General features: G+C 46.7%; 16 protein-coding genes. 4 read left to right on the top strand and 12 right to left on the bottom strand.

Features of this window, described 5'->3' with window-relative positions:
- Window positions 1–118: 118 nt before the first annotated feature.
- Window positions 119–4246, bottom strand: coding sequence for an OmpL47-type beta-barrel domain-containing protein (locus QFZ80_RS08130; protein ID WP_307558271.1), 4128 nt, complete (start codon window positions 4244–4246; stop codon window positions 119–121).
- A 261-nt stretch (window positions 4247–4507) separates the two neighbouring features.
- Between QFZ80_RS08130 and QFZ80_RS08125 the strand changes: the two genes are divergently transcribed.
- Entirely contained in the window at window positions 4508–4729 is a 222-nt protein-coding gene (locus QFZ80_RS08125) for a hypothetical protein (protein WP_307547585.1), read from the top strand.
- 93 nt (window positions 4730–4822) lie between these two features.
- Here QFZ80_RS08125 and QFZ80_RS08120 read toward each other — a convergent pair whose 3' ends face one another.
- Window positions 4823–5278, bottom strand: a complete 456-nt coding sequence (locus tag QFZ80_RS08120; protein ID WP_373460385.1) for a CBS domain-containing protein — start codon at window positions 5276–5278, stop codon at window positions 4823–4825.
- 263 nt (window positions 5279–5541) lie between these two features.
- On the opposite strand from QFZ80_RS08120, the gene QFZ80_RS08115 reads away from it, so the two are divergent.
- Window positions 5542–5742: a cold-shock protein gene (locus QFZ80_RS08115; RefSeq protein WP_056625586.1), complete on the top strand. Its 201-nt coding sequence runs from the start codon at window positions 5542–5544 to the stop codon at window positions 5740–5742.
- A gap of 70 nt (window positions 5743–5812) precedes the next feature.
- Entirely contained in the window at window positions 5813–6043 is a 231-nt protein-coding gene (locus QFZ80_RS08110) for a cold-shock protein (RefSeq protein ID WP_307547591.1), read from the top strand.
- A gap of 105 nt (window positions 6044–6148) precedes the next feature.
- On the opposite strand, the gene QFZ80_RS08105 is transcribed toward QFZ80_RS08110, so the two are convergent.
- From QFZ80_RS08105 to QFZ80_RS08070, 8 genes are all read right to left on the bottom strand, one after another.
- The gene (locus QFZ80_RS08105) at window positions 6149–6859 is read right to left on the bottom strand and encodes a YebC/PmpR family DNA-binding transcriptional regulator (protein ID WP_307558268.1); all 711 of its coding nucleotides are present in this window, start codon (window positions 6857–6859) and stop codon (window positions 6149–6151) included.
- 338 nt (window positions 6860–7197) lie between these two features.
- Entirely contained in the window at window positions 7198–7701 is a 504-nt protein-coding gene (locus tag QFZ80_RS08100; protein WP_307547594.1) for an AAA family ATPase, read from the bottom strand.
- A gap of 196 nt (window positions 7702–7897) precedes the next feature.
- The gene (locus tag QFZ80_RS08095) at window positions 7898–8770 is read right to left on the bottom strand and encodes a sugar phosphate isomerase/epimerase family protein (protein WP_307547595.1); all 873 of its coding nucleotides are present in this window, start codon (window positions 8768–8770) and stop codon (window positions 7898–7900) included.
- Window positions 8771–8814: 44 nt separating this feature from the next.
- Window positions 8815–10050 (bottom strand): alpha-L-fucosidase, encoded by a 1236-nt coding sequence (locus tag QFZ80_RS08090; RefSeq protein WP_307547597.1) that lies wholly within the window; start codon window positions 10048–10050, stop codon window positions 8815–8817.
- Between the two features lie 121 nt (window positions 10051–10171).
- Complete coding sequence (locus QFZ80_RS08085) at window positions 10172–11866, bottom strand: ABC transporter substrate-binding protein (protein WP_307558265.1); 1695 nt, start codon at window positions 11864–11866, stop codon at window positions 10172–10174.
- 120 nt (window positions 11867–11986) lie between these two features.
- Entirely contained in the window at window positions 11987–12823 is an 837-nt protein-coding gene (locus QFZ80_RS08080; RefSeq protein WP_373460384.1) for a carbohydrate ABC transporter permease, read from the bottom strand.
- A gap of 133 nt (window positions 12824–12956) precedes the next feature.
- Complete coding sequence (locus tag QFZ80_RS08075) at window positions 12957–13883, bottom strand: ABC transporter permease (protein ID WP_307564067.1); 927 nt, start codon at window positions 13881–13883, stop codon at window positions 12957–12959.
- Between the two features lie 291 nt (window positions 13884–14174).
- Window positions 14175–16412: a helix-turn-helix domain-containing protein gene (locus QFZ80_RS08070; protein ID WP_307558261.1), complete on the bottom strand. Its 2238-nt coding sequence runs from the start codon at window positions 16410–16412 to the stop codon at window positions 14175–14177.
- A gap of 317 nt (window positions 16413–16729) precedes the next feature.
- Between QFZ80_RS08070 and QFZ80_RS08065 the strand changes: the two genes are divergently transcribed.
- Entirely contained in the window at window positions 16730–16927 is a 198-nt protein-coding gene (locus QFZ80_RS08065) for a PspC domain-containing protein (protein WP_307558259.1), read from the top strand.
- Between the two features lie 369 nt (window positions 16928–17296).
- Here QFZ80_RS08065 and QFZ80_RS08060 read toward each other — a convergent pair whose 3' ends face one another.
- Both QFZ80_RS08060 and QFZ80_RS08055 read right to left on the bottom strand, forming a co-directional pair.
- A complete protein-coding gene (locus QFZ80_RS08060; protein WP_307558257.1) occupies window positions 17297–19372 on the bottom strand; it encodes an RICIN domain-containing protein in 2076 nt (691 codons plus the stop codon).
- 244 nt (window positions 19373–19616) lie between these two features.
- Window positions 19617–25367, bottom strand: a complete 5751-nt coding sequence (locus tag QFZ80_RS08055) for a LamG-like jellyroll fold domain-containing protein (protein WP_307558255.1) — start codon at window positions 25365–25367, stop codon at window positions 19617–19619.
- Window positions 25368–25386: the final 19 nt, after the last annotated feature.

Genomic DNA, 25386 nt, shown 5'->3' with positions numbered 1-25386 from the left:
CCCCAATGGCCTTTCTACCTTCACGAAGCTGCCGAACGAAGCCAATTGGGGAATCGCCTTACCCTAACCCAATAAAAATGTGTAACAAAGGGGCTCCAAGAGCCCCTTTTTCTTACGTCTATTTACTGACATTCTGGATGAGATAATCAATGTCAGCGATGAGAATCACAGAAAATTCTTTGCTGATCTTTTTGCCGGTTAAAGCTTCCACAAAGATGCGCAGCGCCTTTAGTTGGCGGACAGTCACTTCTTTATTGTTGCTGCGCACAATCGCTTCCACTTTGGCAAGCAATTCCTTCCCTTTGTCTGAAATCGTAATCGAACCGTTCGCAACACCGATGTTGATGAGATCAATGAAATGATTGGCATCTATCTGTACCTGAAGCGTATACGTACTCGCCGTTACATTGCCGGCCAGATCCGTCCCGGTTACCTCGATCACATGGTTTCCAACGGCTAAAGCTGCAGGGGCAGCTATGATTGGATTGCCCATGATTTTCTTATCCAGTTGAACGGTGCTATTGCTTATGCCGCTTAGCGCATCCGTGATCTGAACAGGCAGGCTCAACGGATCTGTTTGCCAGATGGTTAATGGATCCGTTATTCGGACAACGGGTGCTGTGCGATCGATGCCTACAGTCACTTGCTTGGCATCCTCCACATTACCGGATCGATCCTTCGATCGATAATGAATGCTGTAAACGCCTTCCTCGGATAGCGTTACAGGTCCGTTGACCGTTACCCAATTTTCACCGTTCAGCTGATATTCAGTCAACTGGATGCCGGAGCCTCCCGGTTGATCCGCTGCGCTCAACGTCATCGTGATGTCTTTGTTGGTAAAGGCTCCAGTACCGCTGATCCCATCGAAGACGACGCTCGTCGTAGGAGGAATAGAATCAAGCTGAAGCTTAAACAGTTTAGACTCGGCGGGCTTCAGGGTTACGTTCAGCTTACCGCTCACCTTATCCTCAGCTCCCGTCCATAAATCCGTGCGCAGATAATGACTGATGCCACTCAATCCTGCACGGGCCAGATCGACAGACTTCGTCGAAGAGGTAGCTGCGCTGTAATTGAAGACAGCGACATAGTAAGTTCCATCGTCATTCAGAACGAACGTATCAGCCGCATTTGCTCCGGTGTTCCCTTCGACCGCTCGGAAAGCTTTTCCTAGTAAAGCGACTCGGTTGATTTCCTTGTTCGTCAATAACTCGTTCATGTAGGCTTGAGCGCTCTCATTACGAACGTCATCCGAATTCAAGAAGACCGTACCGGAAATAACGGCAGAATTTACTCTGCTGCGCGCTTCGTCCAAGGAACTTGCCCTAGACAACGACATATGATCAGGGTCGGTGTACGGGTAAATCGTACCATTCTGCCACCAACCATAGGTAAGCGCGTTCAACTCATATTCGGTTTCACTGATTTTACCGTACACATCGCAAGAGATTCGACGACTGTGTGCATATTGGCTGGGGAATAACGGCGCAATCGATTCGCTAATGAACATACTGCCGTCAATGACACTGTTCACGTAAGCCATCCCTTGATTATAAGCTTGAATACCAGTGGTCACGGTTGGGTCGGCATGCTTCCCTTCCAAAGAACCGTGTGTTAAGAAATCTAATTTGATATAAGTGAAACCTAAAGCCTTAAATTTCCCCAAAAAATAATCCATTCGTGCTTTCGTGCCCGGATGAGTCGGATCAAGCGCATAGGCGCCATCCAGAGTAGGCAAAACTTTCCCAGTGCTATCCTTTAATACAATGTCTCCGTACGTATATTGGTTGTTCGTACCCTCGACCGTCTGACTCATATTATTGCCCCAGTAAACGAAGGGTCCCCAATAAATACCGGCTTGCTGACCATTTTGACGGATTGTTGCCACTGCATTTTGCAACTGGGTATCCGATAAATTGTCCCAATAGGAGTCCAAGTTAATGTAGAGTGCGCCATTGTTGTTATAATTATTGTTTTGAAGGTGTGTCTTGAAGTAATTCGACGTATCTATCACATCTTGATAGGTGAGATTGCTGCCGTAGGCCCCCCAACTGTTCCAGCCTACCGGTACTTCTTGGGCAACAGAGCCTTGGAAGCTTAAAGGCGGGGTGAATACAGCGTTCGCACGTCCGTATTCCTCGAGACCAGAACGGTAATCCGCAAAATAGCCGACAAACACGGTTGGTGACTTTAATTCAGTACCTGAAATGTTTCCGTGAGGTTCGACATCGTGCGTTATGTTGGATGCTGCTCCGCCATACACCGTCAGGTTATTCAATTTATTATTAAACCCGTTCCAAGTAATACCCGTCTTCCATGTATCGTGAGTGACGGAGCCGATCACGAGACCATTTCGATTCGTGTTATCGTAAATAGCCGTTACTTCGTACCCAGTGTTCGCAGTGTTGATCGATTGGGCCTTATACCGAATCCAATTATCATTATCAAATGGGACAAATAGCGCTCTGTTATCCGCATAGCTTCCAATATCCACTCCGCCGCTATTGTTTACAACGATAGGAGCCATGTTATTCGTCGTCATGGATGAAGTATTAACCGCTTCTAACTGGGTAAGGAAGAAGCTCTTTCCTTCATACATGGTATAGATTTGATGCAGCGAAGGTTTACCGGGTGACTCGTTGATTACCGTAAACCGAAGCCCAGTACCGAAACCGTCATGAACCGGGACGATCGCAGCATCCGATAAGGTATGACTGGTATAACTCTTGCTAGTAACAAGTTCGCCCAATTGTAAGCTGCCGTATACACCTTTTACAATTTTGGCGTCCTTCCAGGAATAATCCGCCAGACCGCTGTCTGTATGATACGTAATGGTAGTCTCACCGTTCGAAAAAGTCGCGCCATACGTATAATGCGTTACGGTGATGGAACCGTACTGTTTCGACTCGACGGGCTCGCCAAGGCTGCCCCCAACGTTATCGTCTTCGCCAGGATTCGGTTCACTCTTCGGACCGACCACGATTTTATCCAAATCTGGGGAGTAGCCGTTGCCGTCAGCAAACTGGATCGTATTGCTCCCGGCCACTAAAGCTAAAGGAATGACGTACGTATTCACCGTGTTCCAGTCGGGTGTTTTCGGAAAATCGTACGTTTCAGCTTCTCCGCCGTTTACTCTCACTTGTACGGAACGAGGATCGCCGGATATATAAGAAACCGTTACTTGATAATTCCCGGTTGACCCCACCTCAACCCCGTTAAATTGTAAGGAGCTGCCTTGATATATATTGCCGACTTTTTTACCTTCGGAACAGCTGCTGCAATTCGCAATGCTAGCTTTGCCAGCAAGTGTGTTAGCGGAAGACTCCGCTTCATAGGTAACGATTTTGGGCGACACTGCGATCCTATCGATATCAGGGGAGTATGCATTGCCGTCAGATAAAATGATCGTGTTGCTGCCCGCCGTTAAAGAAAGATCGACGTCAAACGTCCCTACTGTGTTCCAATCCGTCGTTTTCGGCAGATCATACAGCTCGGCTGTCCCTCCGTTAGCACTGACTTGCAAGGATCTAGGATCGCCTGAAATATAGTACAGTTTCACCGTGTAAATACCAGGAGCATTCACTTGGATTTGATTGAATTGTAACGAGCTTCCTTGATACAAATCGCCGACTTTTTTGCCTCCTGAACACTTGCCGCAATTGGATACGGAAGCCTTACCATTAAGCATATTTACTACTGACTCTGCCTCGTAATATTGTGCGTATGTCGGCGGAGTCTCGCTTCCACCACCTCCTCCGGGATTTGGAGTTGCTGTGGGCGCGATTACGATCTTGTCAATGTCCGGCGAATACCAATTTCCGTCGTCGAACATGATTGTGTTCGTACCGGCATTTAATGGAAGCGTGACATCAAAAGTGCCGACCGTGTTCCAGTCAGCCGTTTTGGGAAAATCGTAATTTTCCGCATTCCCTCCATTTACACGGATGTTCACCGAACGAGGATCGCCGGATATGTAAGAAACCGACACCTTGTAGCTTCCAGCTTCGCTCACGGTAATTCCATTGAATTGCAGCGAGCTTCCTTGATAGAGGCCGCCTACCTTCTTTCCTCCCGAGCATACGGTGCATTCGGCCACTGACGCGTTACCGCTTAAAACATTAACCGGTGCTTCCGCTTCGTAGGTTTGACTTTCCGCATACGCTGTCTGAACGCCAATACCGGCATTGGAAGGGACAGTCATAAACAAAAGCATGAACAAAGCTACCCATTTCGCAATCCTTTCTCGCATAAAATCTCTCCTTGTAAAATGTAATAACATTCATGTCCATTATAGGAATGAAATGAAAGAGATCTCTACACGATTATTTTCAGAAATATAACGATAATTAACGGTCTTTGTAATTCGCCAAGCAAAAGCAAGTGCAAATCAAACCTTTCGTTCGATTTTCAACAATTTACCATCAGCTAACCTGCCTGTTAGCCACACCTTTGACCAAGGAAAATCCTATGGCATATAATAAACGAATTTCAGGAAAGGTAGGTTGTTAACATGTATCAACCTCAACAAATGCCAGCAGGTCAACAATCCATGATTCAATCTGCACAACAAAATTACTTACAGCACGCAGCCTTGGCGGATCATTATGAACGACAAAGGATGATTAATGCCAGCAATTCTGTAGCGTATTATCGTTATGCGGAATTGCAGTATTTTCACAAATCAAGAGCTTATTTCTTCAAAGGTCAATTCTCAGCTACCAATGGATTGTGAATACTCTGCCCTATCTATTAAAAACAAGGAGCAGCTGCAGTCTGCTCCTTGTTTGTTGTTGAAAAAAATAGCGTCTTATTGCTTGAAAGATCCTTATAAAATAGACTGAAAGGAATGCCGAATAACATCCCCCCTGCTTATTATTCCGACAAGAACGCCTTGGTGCAGTACAGGCAGTTTTTTAATTCGTTTTTTACCCAATATAGCAGCAATTTGCTCTACCTCCTCTTCTGAGTCTACGGTAAATACCTTCTTTCTGGCGATTTTCATCACATTCAAAGGAAGCAAGCTGCGCACTCTTTCGTGGAACTCTTCATTGTCTCCCTTGATGATTGCCGTGTAGAAATAAGAACCGAAGACATGGTCATCATGCTTGCCGATATAACGCATAATATCCCCATCGCTAAGGTAAGCAACCACTTCATTCCGATCGTTAACAACGGGAAGCCCACTGATTCGGTGCTTAATAAATTTTTCAATCACGACGCGTACAGTATCGCCTTCTTTTACCTTGTAGACTTGACGAACCATGATTTCATTTGCCTTAATGACGGTTCCCCTCCAGTTTTGTATGACGAAACTATATACTTGCATTATACAACTATATGATGTGATTGGTCTTTGGGAGATCAGCAAATTGGATCCATGTTAATTTGCTTTACATACTTTTATGTGTTAAGATGATCTTATAAACAGCTCTAACATAAATTCACATATTGAAAAAGTGATCATTTGTGTAATGGTACCTTTTTCAATGTGTGATTTTTTTGTTTAAAAAAACATGTTAAATAACTATTTGGAGGTAATTTATTATGGAAACAGGAACAGTAAAATGGTTTAACGCAGAGAAAGGCTTTGGCTTTATCGAAATGGAAGGCGGAAATGACGTATTCGTACATTTCTCCGCGATTCAAGGCGATGGTTTCAAATCACTGGACGAAGGGCAACGTGTAGAGTTTAATGTAGCTCAAGGCAACCGCGGACCTCAAGCCGAGAATGTTGTAAAACTGTAATAAACAAACAAAGTAAACTGTCCTTAACAAGTGTTAAGGGCAGTTTTTTTAATCTAAGGAGGAGTTAACTTTGTATTTTCGAAGAAAATCGTTAGAGGATCTCCCTCAGGAAAACACAAAAATCTGGGCTTGCAAGAAAGAAGGTTGTAAGGGCTGGATTCGGGACAATTTTGCGTTTGAGTACGTTCCAACTTGCCACCTGTGCCTTTCTCCCATGATTAGTAGCGTGAAGATGCTTCCTCTGCTTGCCAACTCCAATATAGATATGAAGTCCCTTAATAAAGGCAGACAGATCTCGTAGACTGGTGCCTATTGAAACATATCTTGTTTATACAAAAAAGCTGGTTCCTTTTGCGTACAGGAACCAGCCTTTTTCGTTGTTTTATGAGACCAATTTTCTTGCTGGTTATTCCACGTTATGATAAACCTGCTGCACATCCTCTAAATCTTCCAAAGCATCAATCAATTTATCGAATTGGGCTTGTCCTTCTTCCGATAAGGTGACGTTGTTTTGCGCTAACATTGTCAGTTCAGCAATGGCAAACTCCGTGATTTCAGCCTTTTTGAATGATTCTTGAACAGCATGGAACTGCTCCGGATCAGCGTAAACCATAACGATGTCATCTTCTTCAGCAATGTCACGAACGTCTACATCTGCTTCCAGCAAAATTTCCATGATGTCATCGATGCTCTTGTCTTCAATACCGATGACAGCGGTGGCATCGAACATATAAGCGACTGAGCCGTTTACACCCATATTACCGCCATTTTTACTAAATGCTGCACGTACGCTTGAAGCTGTACGGTTCACGTTATTCGTCAGTGCGTCCACGATGACCATCGCACCGTTTGGTCCGAAGCCCTCATAACGAAGCTCCTCATAAATTTCATCTGAGCTTCCTTTTGCTTTATCGATGGCGCGATCAATAATTGCTTTCGGCACATTATAGGTTTTTGCTCGTTCGAGTACAACTTTCAAAGCACGATTCGCTTCAGGGTCCGGTTCACCCTTCCGCGCTGCTACATAAATTTCTAGCCCGAACTTAGCGTAAATTCGACTTGTATTTGCATCTTTAGAAGCTTTCTTCTCTTTAATGTTATTCCACTTACGGCCCACGATTGATCCCACTTTCTATTTTTATTTCATTAACATAATAACCGATTTTCATTCAAAAAGGAAAAAAAATTGCATCATTATTCCCGTACCAACGTTTTTCATTGTTCGAAATCATTTATGAGCTAATCAGCACGGACGCGCGGGACGGTCTGCTGAGAAGTCGATTTCTGGATTCTCAGACTCTACCGACGAGCTTTGGCTCGCCAAACCATAAGGAAAGGGATATCCTCAACCGATTCCGTTCGGATTCGGAGGATAGCCCTCGAAGATGCATCCTTTAATGGTATACACCTGCAATTGGATAAAATATGAGTTCTGGTTATTCATACACCCTATAATTACACTTTGATATGTCCACGTACCCATTCACGTATTTGAAGAGCCACTTCATTTACCGCCGTTTTAGAAGTATCGACGGTCGGCATTGATGGTGTGTATGCTTTGTCAGCATTTTCAAGCAACCACTTTGCAAAGGATTTATGCTCTTCTATCATTTCCTCTGACCAATTCCTTGCACGTAATCGTAATTCACGGGTTTCATCATCACAATGTAAGTTCAAATAGTAAATATTCTTGAAGTAATGATAATCCTCACACTTTTCAACATCCCATGGCATCATTGTTCCACATATTATAGATATTCGACCACTTTCGGCTATATTTCTTGCAACACGAAGCCAAATATTTTGAATTTTGTTCCAGTCGTCTCCCACAAATGGATGAATGGAATCAATGTCGAAAATATCAACATCTGGTAATAATCCTCTCAGTTCCTTAACAACTGATGTCTTCCCTGCACCACTTGCACCTGTCACTATAAACAACGGTATTTTTCCGTACATGCATCTTCCCCCTTGAAAAGTTTTTGAATTATTTTCCACCATAGGAGAAAAACCAAATATTGTACAGTGAAAGTTTGAATTTAGCATGCTACCCTTATGCGAAAAAAGCAGCCGATCCTGGACGGCTGCCTTCTCGTAATTGATTACTTTCCTTACATTATCCTTAGCAACTTAACGCTCGACAGAAGTCTTTCACTTACATTTCATTCCACAATTTTCTTAAGTTATTCATACCTATCCGCGAACCGATTTCACAGTCTTCCATTCCTTCGAATTCTACAGTTACGTAGCCATCATAGCCCGTATTTTTGATCAGCTTTATGATTTCTCTGATCTCGATGTCTCCATGGCCGACGATTGCGCCCCTTAAATAATTTCCGTTTGTAGTTCGGAACCAATTACCTTCTCCTGGGTCTTGATAGTACGGTCTGAAATAAAAGTCTTTAAAATGGATTAAAGAAGCATAAGGTAAATTTTTACGCACGCCGACAAGTGGGGCTTCGTCCACGCACATAAAATTACCTACATCCAATGTCGTTTTAAAATTTGGACGGTTCACTTCGGCTAGCACGCGCTGCACCCGGTCGCTCGCCTGCACGGAGAAACCGTGATTTTCAATCGTTGTCGTAATGCCGTAGTTTGCCGCATAGTCGGCAATAATTTGGCTTCCGCGAACGATGAGCGGTAAACTGTTTTCAAAGTATTCGATTGTCATTTTCTCTGGAGGCAGTGTAAAGGCAGTAACATCATGGCGCATATGCCTCATGCCCAATCGATGCACAAGATCAACGTGCTGCTTGACGCGGTCCATCTCCGCTTCGAATTCCTCCTCCGTCCCTTGCACGAAGTTAGCGGGTATTGAATAGTTCGACAAGTCAATGCCGAGCGATCTCGCCTTATCCCTGAGCGCATCCGCCAACTCCAGGTTATCTACAAGCGTATAGCCATACGGAACAAGCTCCAGATGCTCGCCTCCGTTGTCTTTCACCCACTGAACAACATCCAGAATAGTCATTTTTTCCGACTTCAACGCCTGCAGCAAACTATAAGAACTAAGCCCGATTTTCATCTTCATACCTCCAAGTATTCATCGATTAACATTCAACCTTCGAATCAATTTACTGAGTAAGCGGCAAATTTACGTACAATCGGCGTCGCTGCGCACGCGGTAAACCGGACTCTCAATTCGCTTGTCTCAACCGCTTTAAACTTGTCGATTTTTTTGTGACCGATGGCGCTTCCTTTTACAAGCTCCACCCACTCGCCCTTACACTTCGCTTCAAGCACATATTCCCGTACCCGTTCGCCGTGCGCGATATCTTCCATCAAAACAACGTGGTCGACGAATTGCTCGCCCTCCAAATGAAGCGTAACTTCCGTTCCTCCTCCTGTTGTAACAGCAAGCGGAGCATCAAACCGGCGACGGATTTCATCGCCCAATTCGATCACACGCTGAACGTCCACTTCCGGCAGTAAACCGCGGTCATCAGGAGCCACGTTTAACAACAGTGTAGCACCATGCCCGACAGAGCGGTAGTAAAGATCCATTAAGTGTTCCAAGCTGTGCAGGCTGCTCTCGTCGTCCGGATGCCAGAACCAATGCCGTTTGCGAATCGGCACATCGCACTCCGCAGGCACCCATGACGTAGTTCCTTCCATCCAAGTAAGCATGTCACTTGTGAACATACTCTCGCGTGCACTCTCCGCCGTATTCCAGCACGGGTATGGGGCAACGCCGTCTTCGTTTCCAACCCATCGAATCGTCGGCTGCCCCATATTGAACACCATCGCATCCGGTTGGTACTGTGTGACAAGTCCGATAATTCTCTGCCAGTCGTACTCCCGTCCCTGAGAGCCTGCCCCATCAAACCATACCTCAACAAGCGGACCGTACCGTGTCAACAGCTCCGTCAATTGTTCGGCATAGAAATCGTCGTATGCCGCTTTGTCCGAATAGCACGGCTCATGACGGTCCCAAGGCGACAAGTACAAACCGAACTGCAAGCCTTCCTCCCGGCAAGCATTGGACACTTCACGGACAACGTCCCCTTGTCCATCTTTCCAAGGGCTCGACTTAACCGAATAATCGGTCGTCTTCGTTGGCCATAAGCAGAACCCGTCATGATGCTTGGCCGTCAAAACAAAATATTTAAATCCGGCCAGCTTTGCTGTCCTCACCCACTGGCGCGCATCCAGCTGCGTCGGATTGAACTTTTGTGGTAAGTCTGTACCCTCCCCCCATTCCTGATCGCAAAACGTGTTCATGCCAAAATGGCAAAACATACCCAGCTCCAAGTCCTGCCAGGCCATCTGCTGCAGGGTCGGTATCGCTAAAACGTTAGTATCCATGAATGAGCCACACTCGCTTTCTTTCATTAGTATGTTAATCGCCTTAGATTGAGCAGTCAGAAATCATATAGTTCCGCCACCAGATCAGATCCAGAGGCGGAACATAAGGAAGCTATAATAGTTACTTTTTGGCAATTGCCTTTTGATAGATTTCGATATACTTACCTAACTGCAGACCGTCAAAACCTTTTACATAGCTATCCCAATCTTTCTCAATGTCTTTACTGCCCGTAATGAACTGTGCCATGTTGGACTTAATGTAATCGCGGATTGTCGTTTTCAGTTGAGCTGCCACTTCCGCATCTTCCAGTGCGATGAACACGCTAGACGGGTACATATGCTTCGATTGGAAAGGTTCATACTTCGCCGATTCACGCTTTAGTCGAACTTCATATGCGCCTTCTGCAAACGGATCTTGAAGAGCTGCCCACGAATCGCGATATTGGAACGTGCGGAGAGATGGACCAATCTGCTCCCAACCATCGTTGTGCGTCGTTTTCGTTTCAGCTTTTGGAATAATGGCATATTTCGCCGGCTTGCCGTTCATATCCTGCTCGCCGTCCTTCGCTTTGCGCCATCCTTGGCCTTCCGGACCGCGCTCTTGAAGTACGATCGCTTCTTCCGTGTACAAATAGTCGGCCAAACGGATTGCGGCAATTTGCTGTTCTTTCGTCGCTTTATTCGTAATCGCCATCTGCGAGCTGCCCACTCCCGCAAAATACCCTGCTTGCTGCACACCGTTCGGTCCTTTGAGTGGAGGAACGGTTACGTAGTCTCTATGTCGCGGGTGCTTTTCATCCGGCGAGTGCGCGTAACTGATCAATGCCGTTGTAATGCCTCCCATCACATTTGCGTCCTGACGGTTGCCCAATTGCTGAATCGCGTCGGAATTTTGCGTAAATGACGCTGGATCGATCAGTCCTTCCTTATATAACTTGTTCAGGTACAGCAATCCCTGCTTCCATTCTGCTTTATTGGCGACCAAATCCACTTTGCCGTCTTTCAACTGGAGGAATGTGCCACTGTCTTTATCCACCTGGTCGTCGATTATGAACGAGTTCATCAAAAAGGAGGAGATGTTACCTGCCCACATGTCGTCGGAACCCGTAAGCGGAATTTCGTCTTTTTTACCGTTGCCGTTCGGATCTTTTTCCTTAAATGCTTTCAGCACTTCGTAAAACTCATCCGTCGTTGTCGGCATTTTCAGCCCGAGCTTATCCAACCAAGACTGGTTAATCCACAGCTTCTGAGCGTAGTTACAGTGATAGCATTCGTTTATTTGCGGAAGCGCATAAATGTTGCCATCTGGCGCCGTGATCGAACTCTTCAGATAAGGCAGATCAGCCATCGCTTTCTTGAAGTTCGGCGCATATTTATCAATCAAGTCGTTCAGCGGAATAAACACACCCTGCTTGCCGAACTTCATCTGCTCGTCTTTGGTCAAGGACCCATGTAAAATCACTTCTGGATAATCGCCGCTTGCCAGCATTAGTTGTTTGCGGTCGTTAAGCGCTTTGTCAGGTACGAGGTCCCATTTAATTTGAATGTTTGTCTTGTCCTGAACGTATTTGGTAAATGTATTGGTCTCCATATTCTCGATGCTGGCGAGCTGAGGTGCAAACATTTTGATCGTCATCGGCTTCTTTACGATCGGATACTCTCCTACAGGTGAGAACACATCGCTAGCGACAGGCGCACTACCTGAAGGTGTGTTTGCCGCTGGCGTACCTGATTCTGTGCTGCAAGCGCTCAAAACGAGCGATAAGCTTAATGCTACCCCCATCGTACCCGTGTAAGCTTTATTCCATTTTTTCATATAGACGACTCCTCCCGTTTTATCGAACCCTATCATTTGAACCCAAATGAAGTGATCTAAGCTGCACGACGAACTCACCACCACCTTTCATGTTAATTGGGCTGCTTGGACGCTATAGCGCTACCCTTTCAATGAACCAATCATGACGCCTTTAACAAAATGCTTCTGCACGAACGGATAAATGATCAGTACAGGTGCACTCGCAACAACGATAAGCGAATACTTGAGCAAGTCCTTCAACCCCTGCTGAGCCAACATTTGATCAACTTTGGACACCATGGTCGGATCGATGGTGTTCAGAATCAGAATGTTGCGCAACACGATTTGCAGAGGGAATAAATTCGGCGATTTCAGGAAAATCAATGCATCGAAGTAAGCGTTCCAATGGCCGACAGCATACATCAGCGTTAGCACTGCCAGAATCGGTTTGGAGAGCGGAATCACGATACTGGTAATGAAGCGGATGTCACTGCAGCCGTCAAGTTCAGCCGCTTCAGCGATCTCATCGGGAATTGTTGTCTGGAAAAAGGTGCGGGCGACAATAACCTGAAACACCGCCATCGCCCCTGGTAAAATCATCGCCCAGCGAGTATCGAGCATATGCAGGTTTTTCACGACCAGATAGAACGGGATAAGTCCTCCGTCGAACATCATCGTGATGACTAGGAGTACCATAATAAAATTGCGGCCGTAGAATGTTTTTCTGGCCAGCGGATAAGCAAGCATAACGGTCAATGCAACATTGACGGCCGTACCGGCGACGGCATAAAAGAGCGAATTTGAGTAACCGGATACGATTTGCGGATTGCGGAACACTGCTTTATAGCCTTCCAGCGTAAAATCGACCGGAAACAGCCACACCTTACCGGATACGACAGCTTGCGGCGAGCTAAACGATGAGCTGATGATGAAAATGAGCGGGAACAGGACGATTATCAGCACCACGGTTAATAGCATGTAGATGCCTAGCAGAAACAACCGGTCGCCCCGCGATTCCTGAATCGTTGATGTATTTAACACATATACTCCTCCTTACTACGGACTGACGCTCTGGAATTGTGCGCATCATCGGTTCTTGTGTCGCCGTCTTTTACCACAAGCTCGAATTAGACAGCTTCTTTGCCAAATAATTGATACCCACGAGAAGAATCAGGTTAACGACCGAGTTGAATAAGCCGATTGCTGCCGAAAAGCTGAAGCTGGAGCTAAGCAGACCCACCTTGTACACATAGGTCGAAATGACTTCCGACGTGCTGACGTTGAGTGGATTTTGCATCAAATATATTTTTTCGAAGCCAAGCTTCATAATGTTGCCTAAATTCAAAATGAGCAGGATGACAGAAACCGGAATAAGACTAGGGATATCGATATGGATGATCTTCTGAGGTCTTGACGCGCCATCCACTTTAGCCGATTCATACAATTCAGGGTTAACACCTGACAGAGCCGCTATATAAATGATGGCACCGTAACCCGTATACTGCCAAACATCCGACCAGACATAGATCGATTTGAACAAGCTGGGGATCCCCATGAAGTTTGTGTTTTCCACACCGAGCATTTGCAGAAACTTGCTGATGATTCCGACGTTCGGCGACAGTGTTACGATAAGAATAGATACCATGATAACCGTCGAAATAAAGTAAGGCGCGTAAGTGACCATCTGCACGCTCTTTTTGAAAAATCCGTTGCGTATTTCATTCAAAGCCAGCGCCAGTAGAATCGGGGCCGGAAATCCGACAAGCAAACCGTACGTACTGATGCCGAGTGTGTTCTTCATATACAACCAAAAATTCGGCGATTCAAAAAATTGTTCAAAATATTTCAAACCAACCCAGGGACTTCCCCAAATGCCTTTGATGACGTTGTAATCTTTGAAAGCAATGACAACACCAGCCATAGGTATATATTTAAAAATGACCAGATAAAGAAGCGGCAGCCATACAACCAAATATAACTGCCAGTGACGCTTCATTTTTTTCCCAACAATGTTTAAAGATGACTTACTGCCGGGCATTGCCGTTTTATGCTGCTTGCTGTGGTTTGGAGGTATGGACGTCCTTACTTCCTTTTGGATGATTGACATTAGCTCCTTCTCCTTTCGTCTGTGCTGATGGCGCTTTCATAACTTAATATTAGAGTGTGATAATAGGATGCTGCAAGAAACAAGAATCGTGGCCCTAACCTTTTTCGCATAGCCTGAAAATACGCGCAGCTCCGGTTAATAGCCGGAGCTGCTGCTGGATAATCATTATTAAACTGATAGGTGAACAAGCTCTGCAAACTCTTTTCTACCGCTTAACCAATTTCACCCAGTCTCCCTACGTGCTGCTTCCTCGCGGAATTCGCTGGGGGAGCAGCCAACCACTTTCTTAAACGCGCGACTGAATGAGATCGCGCTCGTATAACCGACCTGTTCAGCTACCTCCTGCATGGAGACTTGCGATTCCGCAAGGAGACGCTGTGCAACCTGCATGCGGATATCGATCAGGAAGTCGACGAACTTCTGTCCGGTCTCTTCCTTAAACAGCTTACTTACATATTTGGCATTGATGTTGAAGTTTGAGCTGAGATAATCGAGCGACATATTCGGATTGGCGTATTGCTCTTCGATGAATTTCCGCATATCGCGAATCGTAGCTGCATGCAGACGCTGCTCCTGCGCTTCCTGCAAAACAGTGGCTAGACTATTCAGCACGGCCAAGGTCTCTTCCCGCATTTGGCCGAGTGAATGGCAATGATCAATGGTTTCGCTGAGCTTGGGCAAACCGTCCCTTACCCATATTTCTTGAAACTCTTTCGTCAATCCCGCCATTTCCCTGCCCAAATAATAAATTAAATAATTCATCAGATTCGTAATCTCGTCCTTCGTCAGCAGCCCCTGTTTCATTTCACCAAACAACTCGTCGTACTTCACCATCCATTCGTCATCGAGCAGTCTGAACGACTGAACAATGGAGCGAATCGCGTTCAGATGCGAGAACACTTCGGCTTGACCGTGATTTGCGATGTGCTTGCTTGTAATGAGCCGGTTTTCCCCGAGCACAATTTTGTGTTTCAGCGCCGTAAGCGCCTCTTTATACGAATTTGCAACATCGGAAAGTTGTACAACTTGCTCGCCGATACCGATAGTTACCGTAAACTTAAGGTTATCCTGCGTCCACACACGTACGCTTTCAAAAAGCTCGAGAATCGCAGAATGCTCGCTGGTCTCCTCCTCGCTGTCGACGAACACCATGACGCTGAGCTGAGACGCGGAAGTCCACTCTGCCCACAACTCAAGCTCATGCTTAGGGGCAAGCTCCTGAATGACGCTGCGAAGGGCGAATTTAAGCAGATTCTGGTCTATGCGCGAGTATTGGCGGCAAAATTCATTGTATTTATCCATTTCGATCACAAGCACCACTTGTCCGTCGGAAGGGCGCGGAAGCTGCAGGCTGCTCGTTTCTTCCATCCATTCATCAATCGTTAAGCCCGTACCGCCTTCAATGAGCTGATGAAACAAATACTTCGTTCGAAGATGCATATCTTCTTTGTGCTTTTGCTGATACTGATTGGACTGCTCAATAATATTTACGAGCGCCGATTCGATGAACGAAAACTCATCCCCGCCCTCCTTGGACACACTACCTGACAGTGGAAGACGGTAACCGCGAATACGCGCCACAATCTGCTCAAGCGGTTTGGAATTGCGTCTGGTCACATAAACCAGCCATATGAATCCAAACACAATCATCGCGATCCCGATAATAAACCACACATTATATAGCGAGGAGACGATATGAAACACCCTGCCGTTGACAAGTCCGCTTTGATAAGACCATCCTGTATAGCTCGATACGTAATTGGAGAATACCCTTGCTTGTTCATTAGAGCTCGCATCTTTAAACAAATCGTTGCCTGAAGCATCCTGAACCCCGATAAAGCTTGCTTTCGAATCGTACAGGTCGGCGATATTTTTTTGCAAAGAATCGGTCGCCACATTGACAACGATCATTCCTTTCTCGCTCGTTATGAACGGCGCCCCCCGGACAAGACTGACAACAGGCTTGCTGCCTTTGACCGTAAACTGCTCAAAGTCTCTAACGCCTGACCAGTGTTTGGACAACTGTGGAACCATGGCTCGCTTAATGAACGGCTCATCCTTATAATTGCTGAGCTGATCGCTTGTCGCATTGCTGAGAACGAAATTGTCTTCAAAACGCACCAAATAGATCGAATCGATAATTGGATAGGAAGAGATCATATCTTGCATTTTTTTTACCGCACTTATATTGATGTAAACGTTATCTTTTGCTTCATTATTGAAGAAATCAATCAATTGCTTATTGTTAATCGATTCGGTCATCACCATATTGTCAATTGCTTTCAGGGAGGTATCGATCAGGCGCATCGCCTGTAGTGACAGCATTTTGTTGGCGTTCAGCGCCTCCTTGCGGCTTTGCTCGCTTAGCAGCTGAAAAAAGACGAAAAACGTAAACGTGACAACGATAAAAAAGATTGGTATATACGAAAGCAGCAGCCGATGAAATAACGTTTTTCCCATGTTCAGCCTCCCGTTTAGAATACCTGCTACTGTTTATTTCTTTATTCAGAGGTTATTCCCTTTGAACTTATTAAAACTTAATGAAAATGTCAGACTTAATGGAACTATATGGCCTTTAGTTGGACAGCAAAAAGCCCACAGCAATGGGCTGAGGGTCGAAGACTAAACTCCCCTTAAGTAGTGGAACATCCCCGACTTTAGTACAGCTTCCATAACCGCCAACGGTCCGTTTTCGTAGAAGTTCAAAGAAGCTACAATAAAGACATAAGAACGAAGCAGACATACAAAATGCTTATATTTGAGAGGAGACTTATACGATGAACAAATTATTCAGATCCACTACAGATAGTAAATTAACCGGCCTTTGCGGAGGAATTGCAGAATGGCTCGGAGTTAATCCAACCATCATTCGTCTAATCGTTGTTTTTGCTGCTCTGTGCAGCTTTGGAACCATCACACTGCTTTACTTCATCGGCTCTATTCTTGTTCCGAAAATGCCTTATAGCCACATATAAAAAAAGCGGATAAGAGTTAAAGCTCTAATCCGCTTTTTAATAGCCCATGACATACGCTGTATTCACCTCATTATGACTCATGATTGGAATCGGGAGGAAGGCACAAATGCCTTCCTCCCTTAACTTGGTCCTTTTTAGTTATTGCCGGATTGATCATGCGGCACTGTGACGGTTGCAGTTTTTACTGTTTTGTTGCCTGCTTTGTCGGTAGCCGTGTACGTGATGGTGTAGATGCATGGTTTCTCCGCAAAGGAAATGGCGGCTGTACCGAATCCACAAAAAAAGGGAGGATGGCAGATTTACCATCCTCCGATATCCATATTTCTTCCAGAGAGTTACAAGAAGCTGCCCTCTGGAAAAATACTTGGCCTAAGGAGCGACCTCAGTGAATGTCGCATCCGCGTTAAACGTTGATCCTGATCCAGCCTGAGCATACATCAGATAATTGGAGTGGCGCAGAAATTTGGTAGAATCCGTCCACATTTGGTAGGACGATTTTTGGGCATCCGCCAATCCGGCCACGCGACGGAAGGTTGCATCACTTTTGAAAGTTGTCGTGCTATCGTTCTGATCCAGCCATACCTCTCCATTGGAACGGACATGCAGGAAGCGACCAGGGAAGTTGATGGATTCGAAAGAAACCCCGTTCGAATCGGCTAATCCGGAAACCATCTTAAACTGTGCGTCTTGAGCCGGAGAAACATTAGCATCTATCCGTGCACGATAGTTAGAGTGCCGCACGTAACGGTCCGAATTATTATACGATTGCAAGCGAACGTTTACTGATATCGGTTCGAGCTTCCACTGCTGATGACTGCCAAGCGTATATCGCCATTGCTGTATAAGGGCTCCATCTGCTGTGGAGATACCTTCCACGTCAGCTGGCTTGTTACTATGCACTGGGGTGATACGATGATAACCGCTGCCTACAGGGATAAAAGCAAATTTCTGATTGTCTCCGCCATTACTGGTCCACAACTTAAATTTGGCGCCATGATCCAAAGAGGCACTTGCTATATCCAAATATAGTCCGCTCTGCACATTCTTGACGCTATATTGACCTCCGCCAAGATGGGTCACAGTCCACTGCTGATCAGTTCCCCCATTAGATGTCCATTGCTGTATACTTGAACCACTTGCTGTTCCGGCTGCATCCATAGCCTTGCTGTTGTGGCGCACAATGAAACGATAAGTGCCGTCGGGAATATTTCCGCCAGGAAGAGTTGCAGTTCCACCGCTGCCGGACGGCCGGGTATAGAGAAGTGTACCGAGTCCGGGCTGGTCAAATGTCGAAGGCCATTGGGTGTTAGGGCCGCCTTCAGGTCTCATTAGCTGGGCGCGTGCGGCAATATTGGGCACCGACAGCCCCTTACGGTTTGCGTAATGGTTGTAAATCATTTCCCAAACCGGACGTAATTCGTTGCGACCGGCGCCCGATATGACCGTTTGTGTTTGAACAGCGCCGTTTGTGCCAGAGCCCCATTCGTAGGTCGCAAACGGTACGTTATCATCTCCGTTGTTATATTTGGCAACGTATTCGGCGGCGCGAAAGAAGCGGTTATTGGCCCACCCATATAAGTCGTCGCCTTGATTCCAAGCCATTTCATTTATCGAAGCCATTAATCCAATGCCCAGCTGTGTGTGCGGCTGGTCGCGCCCGGACTCCTGCCACTGTGCGAGCCCACCCGGGTGCAGGAATGGAATCGCATTATAGATGGAACCGTTTCCAGCGCCATGTTTAAAGTATTCGATTCCTATGTCGTAGATATCCCGGCGGTCAGTGAAAATGCCAATTGCAACTGTCGCCGCCATATTGGCCAAATCCCAGTTCGCCCAGTAATTTTGGATGTATGCGCCGTTGTGATCCCCACCGTATTCATTACCAATAAGGAAGCGCTCGTTAAGAGGCTTATAAAATACATCCAACAGCATGGTTTGCATCTGGGTCACGTTAAAACCGGAATAGCCGCGCATAATCTCTGCCGCGTTAGCCATTTGATATCCGAAAAGTCCGGCAGCCAAATAGCGGTCGGCATTGCCGGAGACCGTCGTAAGTGTGGACGACCAAGCGTTCAGAATGTTACGCGCCGTGTCGCCGTTAGCCGTGTTTCCGGTGATCTTCCATAGTAAGGCATTCTGGTAAGCGCGGGCAACATCGACGTACAACAAGGATACATTGTCGCCATCACCGCCGCGAATGATCGTATCCGTAGCACGCGGGGTCCAATTGGATGATGAAAGAGGGCTGCCCAACAGTTGATTATAACCGTCTAGATACGGCTGTGTGCCCGCGTTAACCATCTGATTCATGCGGTCGAAATCTGTCTGTGTATGCAGGATGCCAGGATGTACAAAGGCAGTAGCTGCTTGTCCTTTATTACCATACCCTATCATGCTCACCAGAAGACTTAAAATAATTGAAAACGCTAACATCTTCTTCATCATAAATCATCTCCTTTTTGTTTTGACCATTCATTAGCCTTTTTTTCGCAGCAGCTACTTTACCGGCGTTTCTCCAATCGCATCCCCCCCTTGCAAAATATCAACTTTGCTTTGCCCTAATACTGCCTTTCCGAATCAGGGTGTATGAAAAACTCCCTCTCGTACAATTGGAAAGTTTATTTCCATACTGTCTGCACAAGAGGGAGCTGAAAAACAAAAGACTATTATACTAAGCAAATTTGATACGTCATTTTACGGAGGCGGACAAATACTTGGCATCCCGAAGCAAGTAGTCTGCGGCTTGCGCAGAGATATGCTTGCTGCTTTGCGCCTGCACTTCGTTCACGAAATCGGGCAGATTGTTCGCAGCCAATTTGCTTTGCAAGCTTTTGGCAATTCCCGGGTTATCGATCCATCCCATATTTATAAAGCGAGTGACCAAAGCCTGCAAGGATTGGATGCTTGTCGTAGTCTGGAACATGATCGTCTGGCTGTTCGTATTCCCTGCCAGGTCGCTTGCCGTCACGACCAGTGTGTGCGAGCCGAGAGGCAGCGTATAAAGCGGAATAGTCGCTCCTTGCTGTATGCCATACGTATCCAGCGTGACTGTTGTCTTGCTGCCGTCAACTCCGGACAAGTTATCGCTCAGCTTAATGATCGGAGTCATATCCCCGGAATCGTTGAACGTTCCGTACACCACGCCGGAAACCGTAATCGCAGGTAGAGTCGCATCCAGATTGAAACTAATTATTTTGGCCTCTTCAGCATTACCGGCATTGTCCGTCGAACGGTAGCTCACGGTATATTTGTCATCTTTGTCGAACGCTAACGCCGATGTATAAGCCCGCCATGTATGGCCGCCGTCCAGACTGTACTCGGTTTTGGCTGTGCCCGACAGATTGTCATAAACATTAAGGCTAACTGTTACAGCGTGTACATACCATCCATTAAGCCCATCCGGCTGAGCTGGTGAGACAGCAGCCGTCGTCACCGGCGGCAGCGCCTTCAGCGCGGCAATCACATCCGCGGTAGCCGCATCAATGATCTCTTGAGACGCGGCAGCCGGCACAGCATTCATTTTGTCGAGTGCATTCTGTAGAGCTTGCCATTGATTCGCCGCGTACTGCGTGCCGTTCAGCGCTTTGATTTCCGAATTCAAGACATTGATCAGGGTTCGGTCGATCGGCTTCTCGTAGAACTCGAGCTCGGCGACGTTCGAGCTCCCGCCCGGAGAATAGAAGCGCAGATAACGGAAGGCCGTCGTATTCGTGATCACGCCTGAATTCCATGCCAACGCACCTATGCCGTTAATCGTATAAAGATCGGTCCAGTTCGTTCCATCGCCCGAACCTTGAATGATCGAGCCGTTGATCCGGGGAACAAAATTGCTTCTCGGATAGAACCTGAGACTGCCGATGGATTTGGCATTGCCTTCACCCAAATCGATGAGAATCCAGCTTGGGTTGGCCGTGGTATCGGTATAGGTGCCCGTATTACCGTCAAACGCCCGCCATCCGTTCACTGCGGCCGACCCTGCGCTGGCGTTAGGCCAGGCTACAGTGGAAGCAACGACCATCGAAGACGTCACATCAACTTTCGGCGCAGTGAGTGTGATTGTTGACACCAGCGCCGCTTCTGCTTGAGCGAGCTGTGCTACAAGCGCCGCTTTATCGGCACCAGGCAAAGCGAGCGCAGCTTGGATCCGCTTGAATTCCTTCTCATACAGGTAGTAGCTGCCCTTGGTGTAGCCGTCAGGCTTCAACATGCCGAGATTGACCTTGAAATCAACTGTTTGGCTGATCTTATACAATCCGTTGCTCACTATAAAGGTGACAAAGTTGTCGCCATAATTCGCATGAGCAGGAGTCCATGTGAAGACGCCCGTGACCGAGTTGAGCGCCGCGCCCGAAGGCAGCTTGGCTGCGCTGTAGGTCAGCGTGGCACCCGTCGGATCCGTTGCTCTTACCTGATACGTAAACGCCTGTTTTGACATAAGCTCCACAGTTTCATTGGAAGCGATGACCGGTTGACCCTTAACGGTGATCTTGACAGTACGGGAAGTTGTCCCTCCGTTCGTTGCAGCTGTTAAGGTTACGGTATAGACGCCTCCCTGCGTTCTGTCCGGTATCCATACGACGGTACGCTTATCCGCATCGAAAACCGCTCCTTGCGGCAGTCCGCTGACACTGAATATGGTGCCGGCAACGGAGTTCAACTGATGAAGCTTGAAGGCGAGCTGATTGCCCGCGATGACGGCTTTATCCATGACAGGAGCGATCGCCGGAACGCCCGGCAGATAGACCAGACCTTCATAGGCCGTGCGTAAGCTGTCGGCTGCGGTGTCGACTTGAGCCTGGCTTGCGCCGGAGTCGGAGGCGACAGCCTGCGCTCCAGGTATTGCCTGCTGCAAAGCTTGCACGCTGTCAGCCGTATAGATGCCGGCATTGCCTGCTGCAGCAGCTTGATCCAGCAAGAATGTAAGTAAGCTCTTGTCAGCTCCATTTCCTGGTTGGTTATACACGGCCCCAATTTCGGCATCGCTTAAGACGCGATTGTATACGCGGAATTCATCGATCATGCCGTTAAACAGCGGATCGGCAAACTGGCTTTTGCCGATGTAGTTCGTGCCAGGCTGTAAATCGCTCGGTTTGATCGTGAAACCGCTTTTGGTCGCCTTCAGCGCGCCTCCCACATACAGCTTCGCCGTGCCATTCCCCAGCGTCACCGCCACATGCACCCATTGATTGGCAGGCAATTGCGCAGTTTCCACGGATTGTTCGCTGCTGCCGTTCTTGATATCGAACAGCAGCTTATTACTGCCCGATTTCGGCGTAAGGAACATGTATTGATTCGTGTTGTTGCCAAAGTCGAAGATCCGCTGCCACTGGCTGCTTCCATTCCAATACACCCAAGTTGCGAGGGTGATCTCGTTGTAAGCGGACATAGGGTGCGAGGCCGGCAGCATAACGTAGCCATCCGTGCCGTTCAAGCTGATCCCTTGCCCGACCTTTCCTGGTGCGTAAGCTGCGGTTCCAAAGACGGTTCCGTCAGTTGACGAAGAAAACCCGAACGTATTCTTTGCGTTTCCTTCGAGCGAATACAGTGACGTCATGTACGGTACCAACAAACTGCGGGCATCATAAATTTCGTTAATCAGCTCTTGCTCGGTATAATCAGGATTGCCGACGGCGTTCTTCACATATTCCAATTCTTTCTGGAACAGATAATAGCTTTGTTTCGTATAATTTTCGGCAGGCAGCTTCGCCGCTTCCGCCAGCGCTTCGGCAATAGTGCCCGGAATTTTATCAACCATCTCATGGCGCTCTCCAAAAATTCTGAATTCGGACAATTCAATCATGGTGCTCGACGGCTGAATCATTTGAATTTTCAGGTAGCGGAACTCCTGATTTTTGAGATCATCTTGTACCTCAAGTGTTTGCATATCTTCCGTAACCGTTGTCAGACCAGGCGTTAACCGGGTCCAATTCACTCTATCATTGGATCCAAAAATGGCAGTACCGCCGACCCGTTCGGGGAAACTGGCTCTTACCTGGAGCCCGAAGGCATTGGCCGACACTTTATTGTTAGGCCCAAAATCCATGAAATAACTCAAATTCTGAGCTAAATAATATCCTGCAAAACTGCCTGCATAATTATCCAGAAGGTTGGGTAATTGAGTTCCAAAGGTTGAACTAACAAACATGTTGGAATAATCCATGCTTCCGTCGCTTAACAATGGCGTCAATAATTGAAGACCTTCAACTGCATTGTTCAAGTCCGATAATTTCTGATAGAAAACATCATCGGATGCGCTGGAGATCAGATTCATGACGTCAGCATACGCTCGATTATAATTATCAAGGGTTGACGAAATATAACTAATATTGGCATTATACGGAGCGATTACTGCGCTTACTGTCGATTGCCGATCATTGGTTACGACAACTATAACATCTTTCGCTGTAACCGTGGTTCCGTCCGACGCCCCCACTACGAAGGAATAGGTTCCGGCTTGTGTCGGCTTCCACGAAAATGCGCCGGTGCTTTCATTGAACACTACACCCTCAGGTTTATTATCAATCTGATAAGTAACTACATCGGTAGCACTCGCGTCTGTTGCGGAGAAATCGTAGTTGATCGTTGCCTGAGACCCGGCATAGGTAAATAAGTGTACAGCTTTATTTCCTGACGAAAATACCGGAGGCGTCAGCAATGTTCCTGCTTGATAATTAAGGTGGTCAATGTCAACCTTAGTGCCGGCTCCAATTACTTTGAAATACGCAAGGTCACCAAAACCCTGGAAATCATTCATCTTATAGGTCACATATCTCCACTGCCCCTTCGTATCCGGCAGCGTCAACGTGTCGTTAATACTATAGCTCATTTCCAGTTTGGCTACCCCATTGGTCCGAATCCTGAATCCAATGGTTTTCTCGCCGGTGCCTGCACCTACGAGCGCAATTTTGCTTCCCGCTTCCGTCGCCTTGATCTGAGCGAAGGAAGTATCTCCCTCTTGTTTTGTCGTAGAATTACTGTCAAAAGCCGTGTAACGATCTTCAATCTCTCTCAATGGTTCTGTTATTGTTTTTACAAGATACTTTGTACCCTCAGCCTCAGCTGCTTTAGGTATGAAGAGCCAGAAATCTCCTCCTCCATCTACTCCATCCCAATTGTAAAACACTCGGTCTGCGAACATTTGGGTAAAGTATGGGGCTCTTTCTTCCATATTGATTCCCTTGACATACTTATAGTAATAGAACAGCTCCCACGTATTTTGAGTCAATCTTCCTCTGTATTGCTGTGACAGTTCCTTATAAATGATAGTTGGATTTCCATTGACATCGGTATGTGCCGCCACAGGAATCCATGGTGTATCATAACCGATCATGAACTTGGCAAAATATTCAGCAGCGTCCAGGATTCGATCATTCAGAAATTCATAGGGGCCTACAGCATTCGGCGCTGTGGAAACAGTCCCCACTACCGGATCGACTTTTGTTTCCTGGGCAAGCAATAAACGCGCCAAAATTTCCGCATTGGTGACGTCTCCGGCGCCATGCGCCTGGTCCCGGCCCATTTCGACATGCTGAACTACCGGAGGATTTACCGTCTCACCTGTTAAGTCATTTTTATCCACCAATCTGAATAGTTGCTTGATAGCGCCGTTTTGACCCTGGTCTACAGCGGTCTTGTTAACGGTAAACCACTCAACTCCCTCATTATACCTGTCTTTGTTACCGGTAAAAATATAACCTGCCATAGCTCCTATCAGCGGATAAAGATGCTGGTTCATAAAGCGGTAATTCGTATGCTGAAAGGTTTCGATTACCGGAGTGATCAGATTAGTCGTGAAATCGGTGGTATCTTTATCCGTCCACTTCAGTTCTTCTGTTTGGGTGCTTGTATACTTTAAGATTTCCGCAGCGGTAACCATACGGTTCAGAGGGATTCCCGTGTGAATGTGCGCATCTGTAAAATACACGTATTTCGCAGGGTCCATCTGCGACCAAATGCGAATAATATGCATGGCATTTGCCCGATAAGTCTCATCACCGGTTACAACATACAAAATAGCCTGGGTATAAGCCTTCAAACCATCGGCAATAAATCTTCCATTAAAGCCCTGGCTGTTAAAAGCATCACTGGCTGGTTTCATCGGATCGGCGCCCTGATTGTTTGACCCGACGTTCCTCGCAGCGGCAGAAGATAATAGCATTTGATTAAAATAAGTATTCCAAGGTTCCTTTTGCTCCCTTACCTGTGTCCTCATATTTTCAAGGATATCCTTGGTAAGTCCGACACCGGGATGCTTGAATCCGCTTGCATCGATGACCTCATTAATCGTTGGTTGATAATCCGTAATCATCGATGCTGTTGTTTCCGCCGCAGCTACTCCCGCCGCTAAAGGCAGGATCGTTGCCATTAAACAAAGTGAAACAAGTAGAGACAACATACGCTTAAGACTATTTCCAAATCTAAGCCTTTTCCGAAGCTTCATTATGTACTCCTCCATTTAA

Origin of the sequence: Paenibacillus sp. V4I7 (assembly GCF_030817275.1) — a bacterium.
Classification (GTDB): domain Bacteria; phylum Bacillota; class Bacilli; order Paenibacillales; family NBRC-103111; genus Paenibacillus_E.
This window is presented reverse-complemented; position numbering and strand designations above follow the sequence as displayed.

Excerpts from the sequence above, each read along its gene's own strand:
- QFZ80_RS08070 (WP_307558261.1), bottom strand. The coding sequence starts at position 16,412 with ATGGGAAAAACGTTATTTCATCGGCTGCTGCTTTCGTATATACCAATC.
- QFZ80_RS08115 (WP_056625586.1), top strand. The coding sequence starts at position 5,542 with ATGGAAACAGGAACAGTAAAATGGTTTAACGCAGAGAAAGGCTTTGGC.
- QFZ80_RS08065 (WP_307558259.1), top strand. The coding sequence starts at position 16,730 with ATGAACAAATTATTCAGATCCACTACAGATAGTAAATTAACCGGCCTT.
- QFZ80_RS08095 (WP_307547595.1), bottom strand. The coding sequence starts at position 8,770 with ATGAAAATCGGGCTTAGTTCTTATAGTTTGCTGCAGGCGTTGAAGTCG.
- QFZ80_RS08130 (WP_307558271.1), bottom strand. The coding sequence starts at position 4,246 with ATGCGAGAAAGGATTGCGAAATGGGTAGCTTTGTTCATGCTTTTGTTT.
- QFZ80_RS08100 (WP_307547594.1), bottom strand. The coding sequence starts at position 7,701 with ATGTACGGAAAAATACCGTTGTTTATAGTGACAGGTGCAAGTGGTGCA.
- QFZ80_RS08125 (WP_307547585.1), top strand. The coding sequence starts at position 4,508 with ATGTATCAACCTCAACAAATGCCAGCAGGTCAACAATCCATGATTCAA.
- QFZ80_RS08075 (WP_307564067.1), bottom strand. The coding sequence starts at position 13,883 with ATGCCCGGCAGTAAGTCATCTTTAAACATTGTTGGGAAAAAAATGAAG.
- QFZ80_RS08080 (WP_373460384.1), bottom strand. The coding sequence starts at position 12,823 with ATGCTATTAACCGTGGTGCTGATAATCGTCCTGTTCCCGCTCATTTTC.
- QFZ80_RS08060 (WP_307558257.1), bottom strand. The coding sequence starts at position 19,372 with ATGATGAAGAAGATGTTAGCGTTTTCAATTATTTTAAGTCTTCTGGTG.
- QFZ80_RS08090 (WP_307547597.1), bottom strand. The coding sequence starts at position 10,050 with ATGGATACTAACGTTTTAGCGATACCGACCCTGCAGCAGATGGCCTGG.
- QFZ80_RS08085 (WP_307558265.1), bottom strand. The coding sequence starts at position 11,866 with ATGAAAAAATGGAATAAAGCTTACACGGGTACGATGGGGGTAGCATTA.
- QFZ80_RS08055 (WP_307558255.1), bottom strand. The coding sequence starts at position 25,367 with ATGAAGCTTCGGAAAAGGCTTAGATTTGGAAATAGTCTTAAGCGTATG.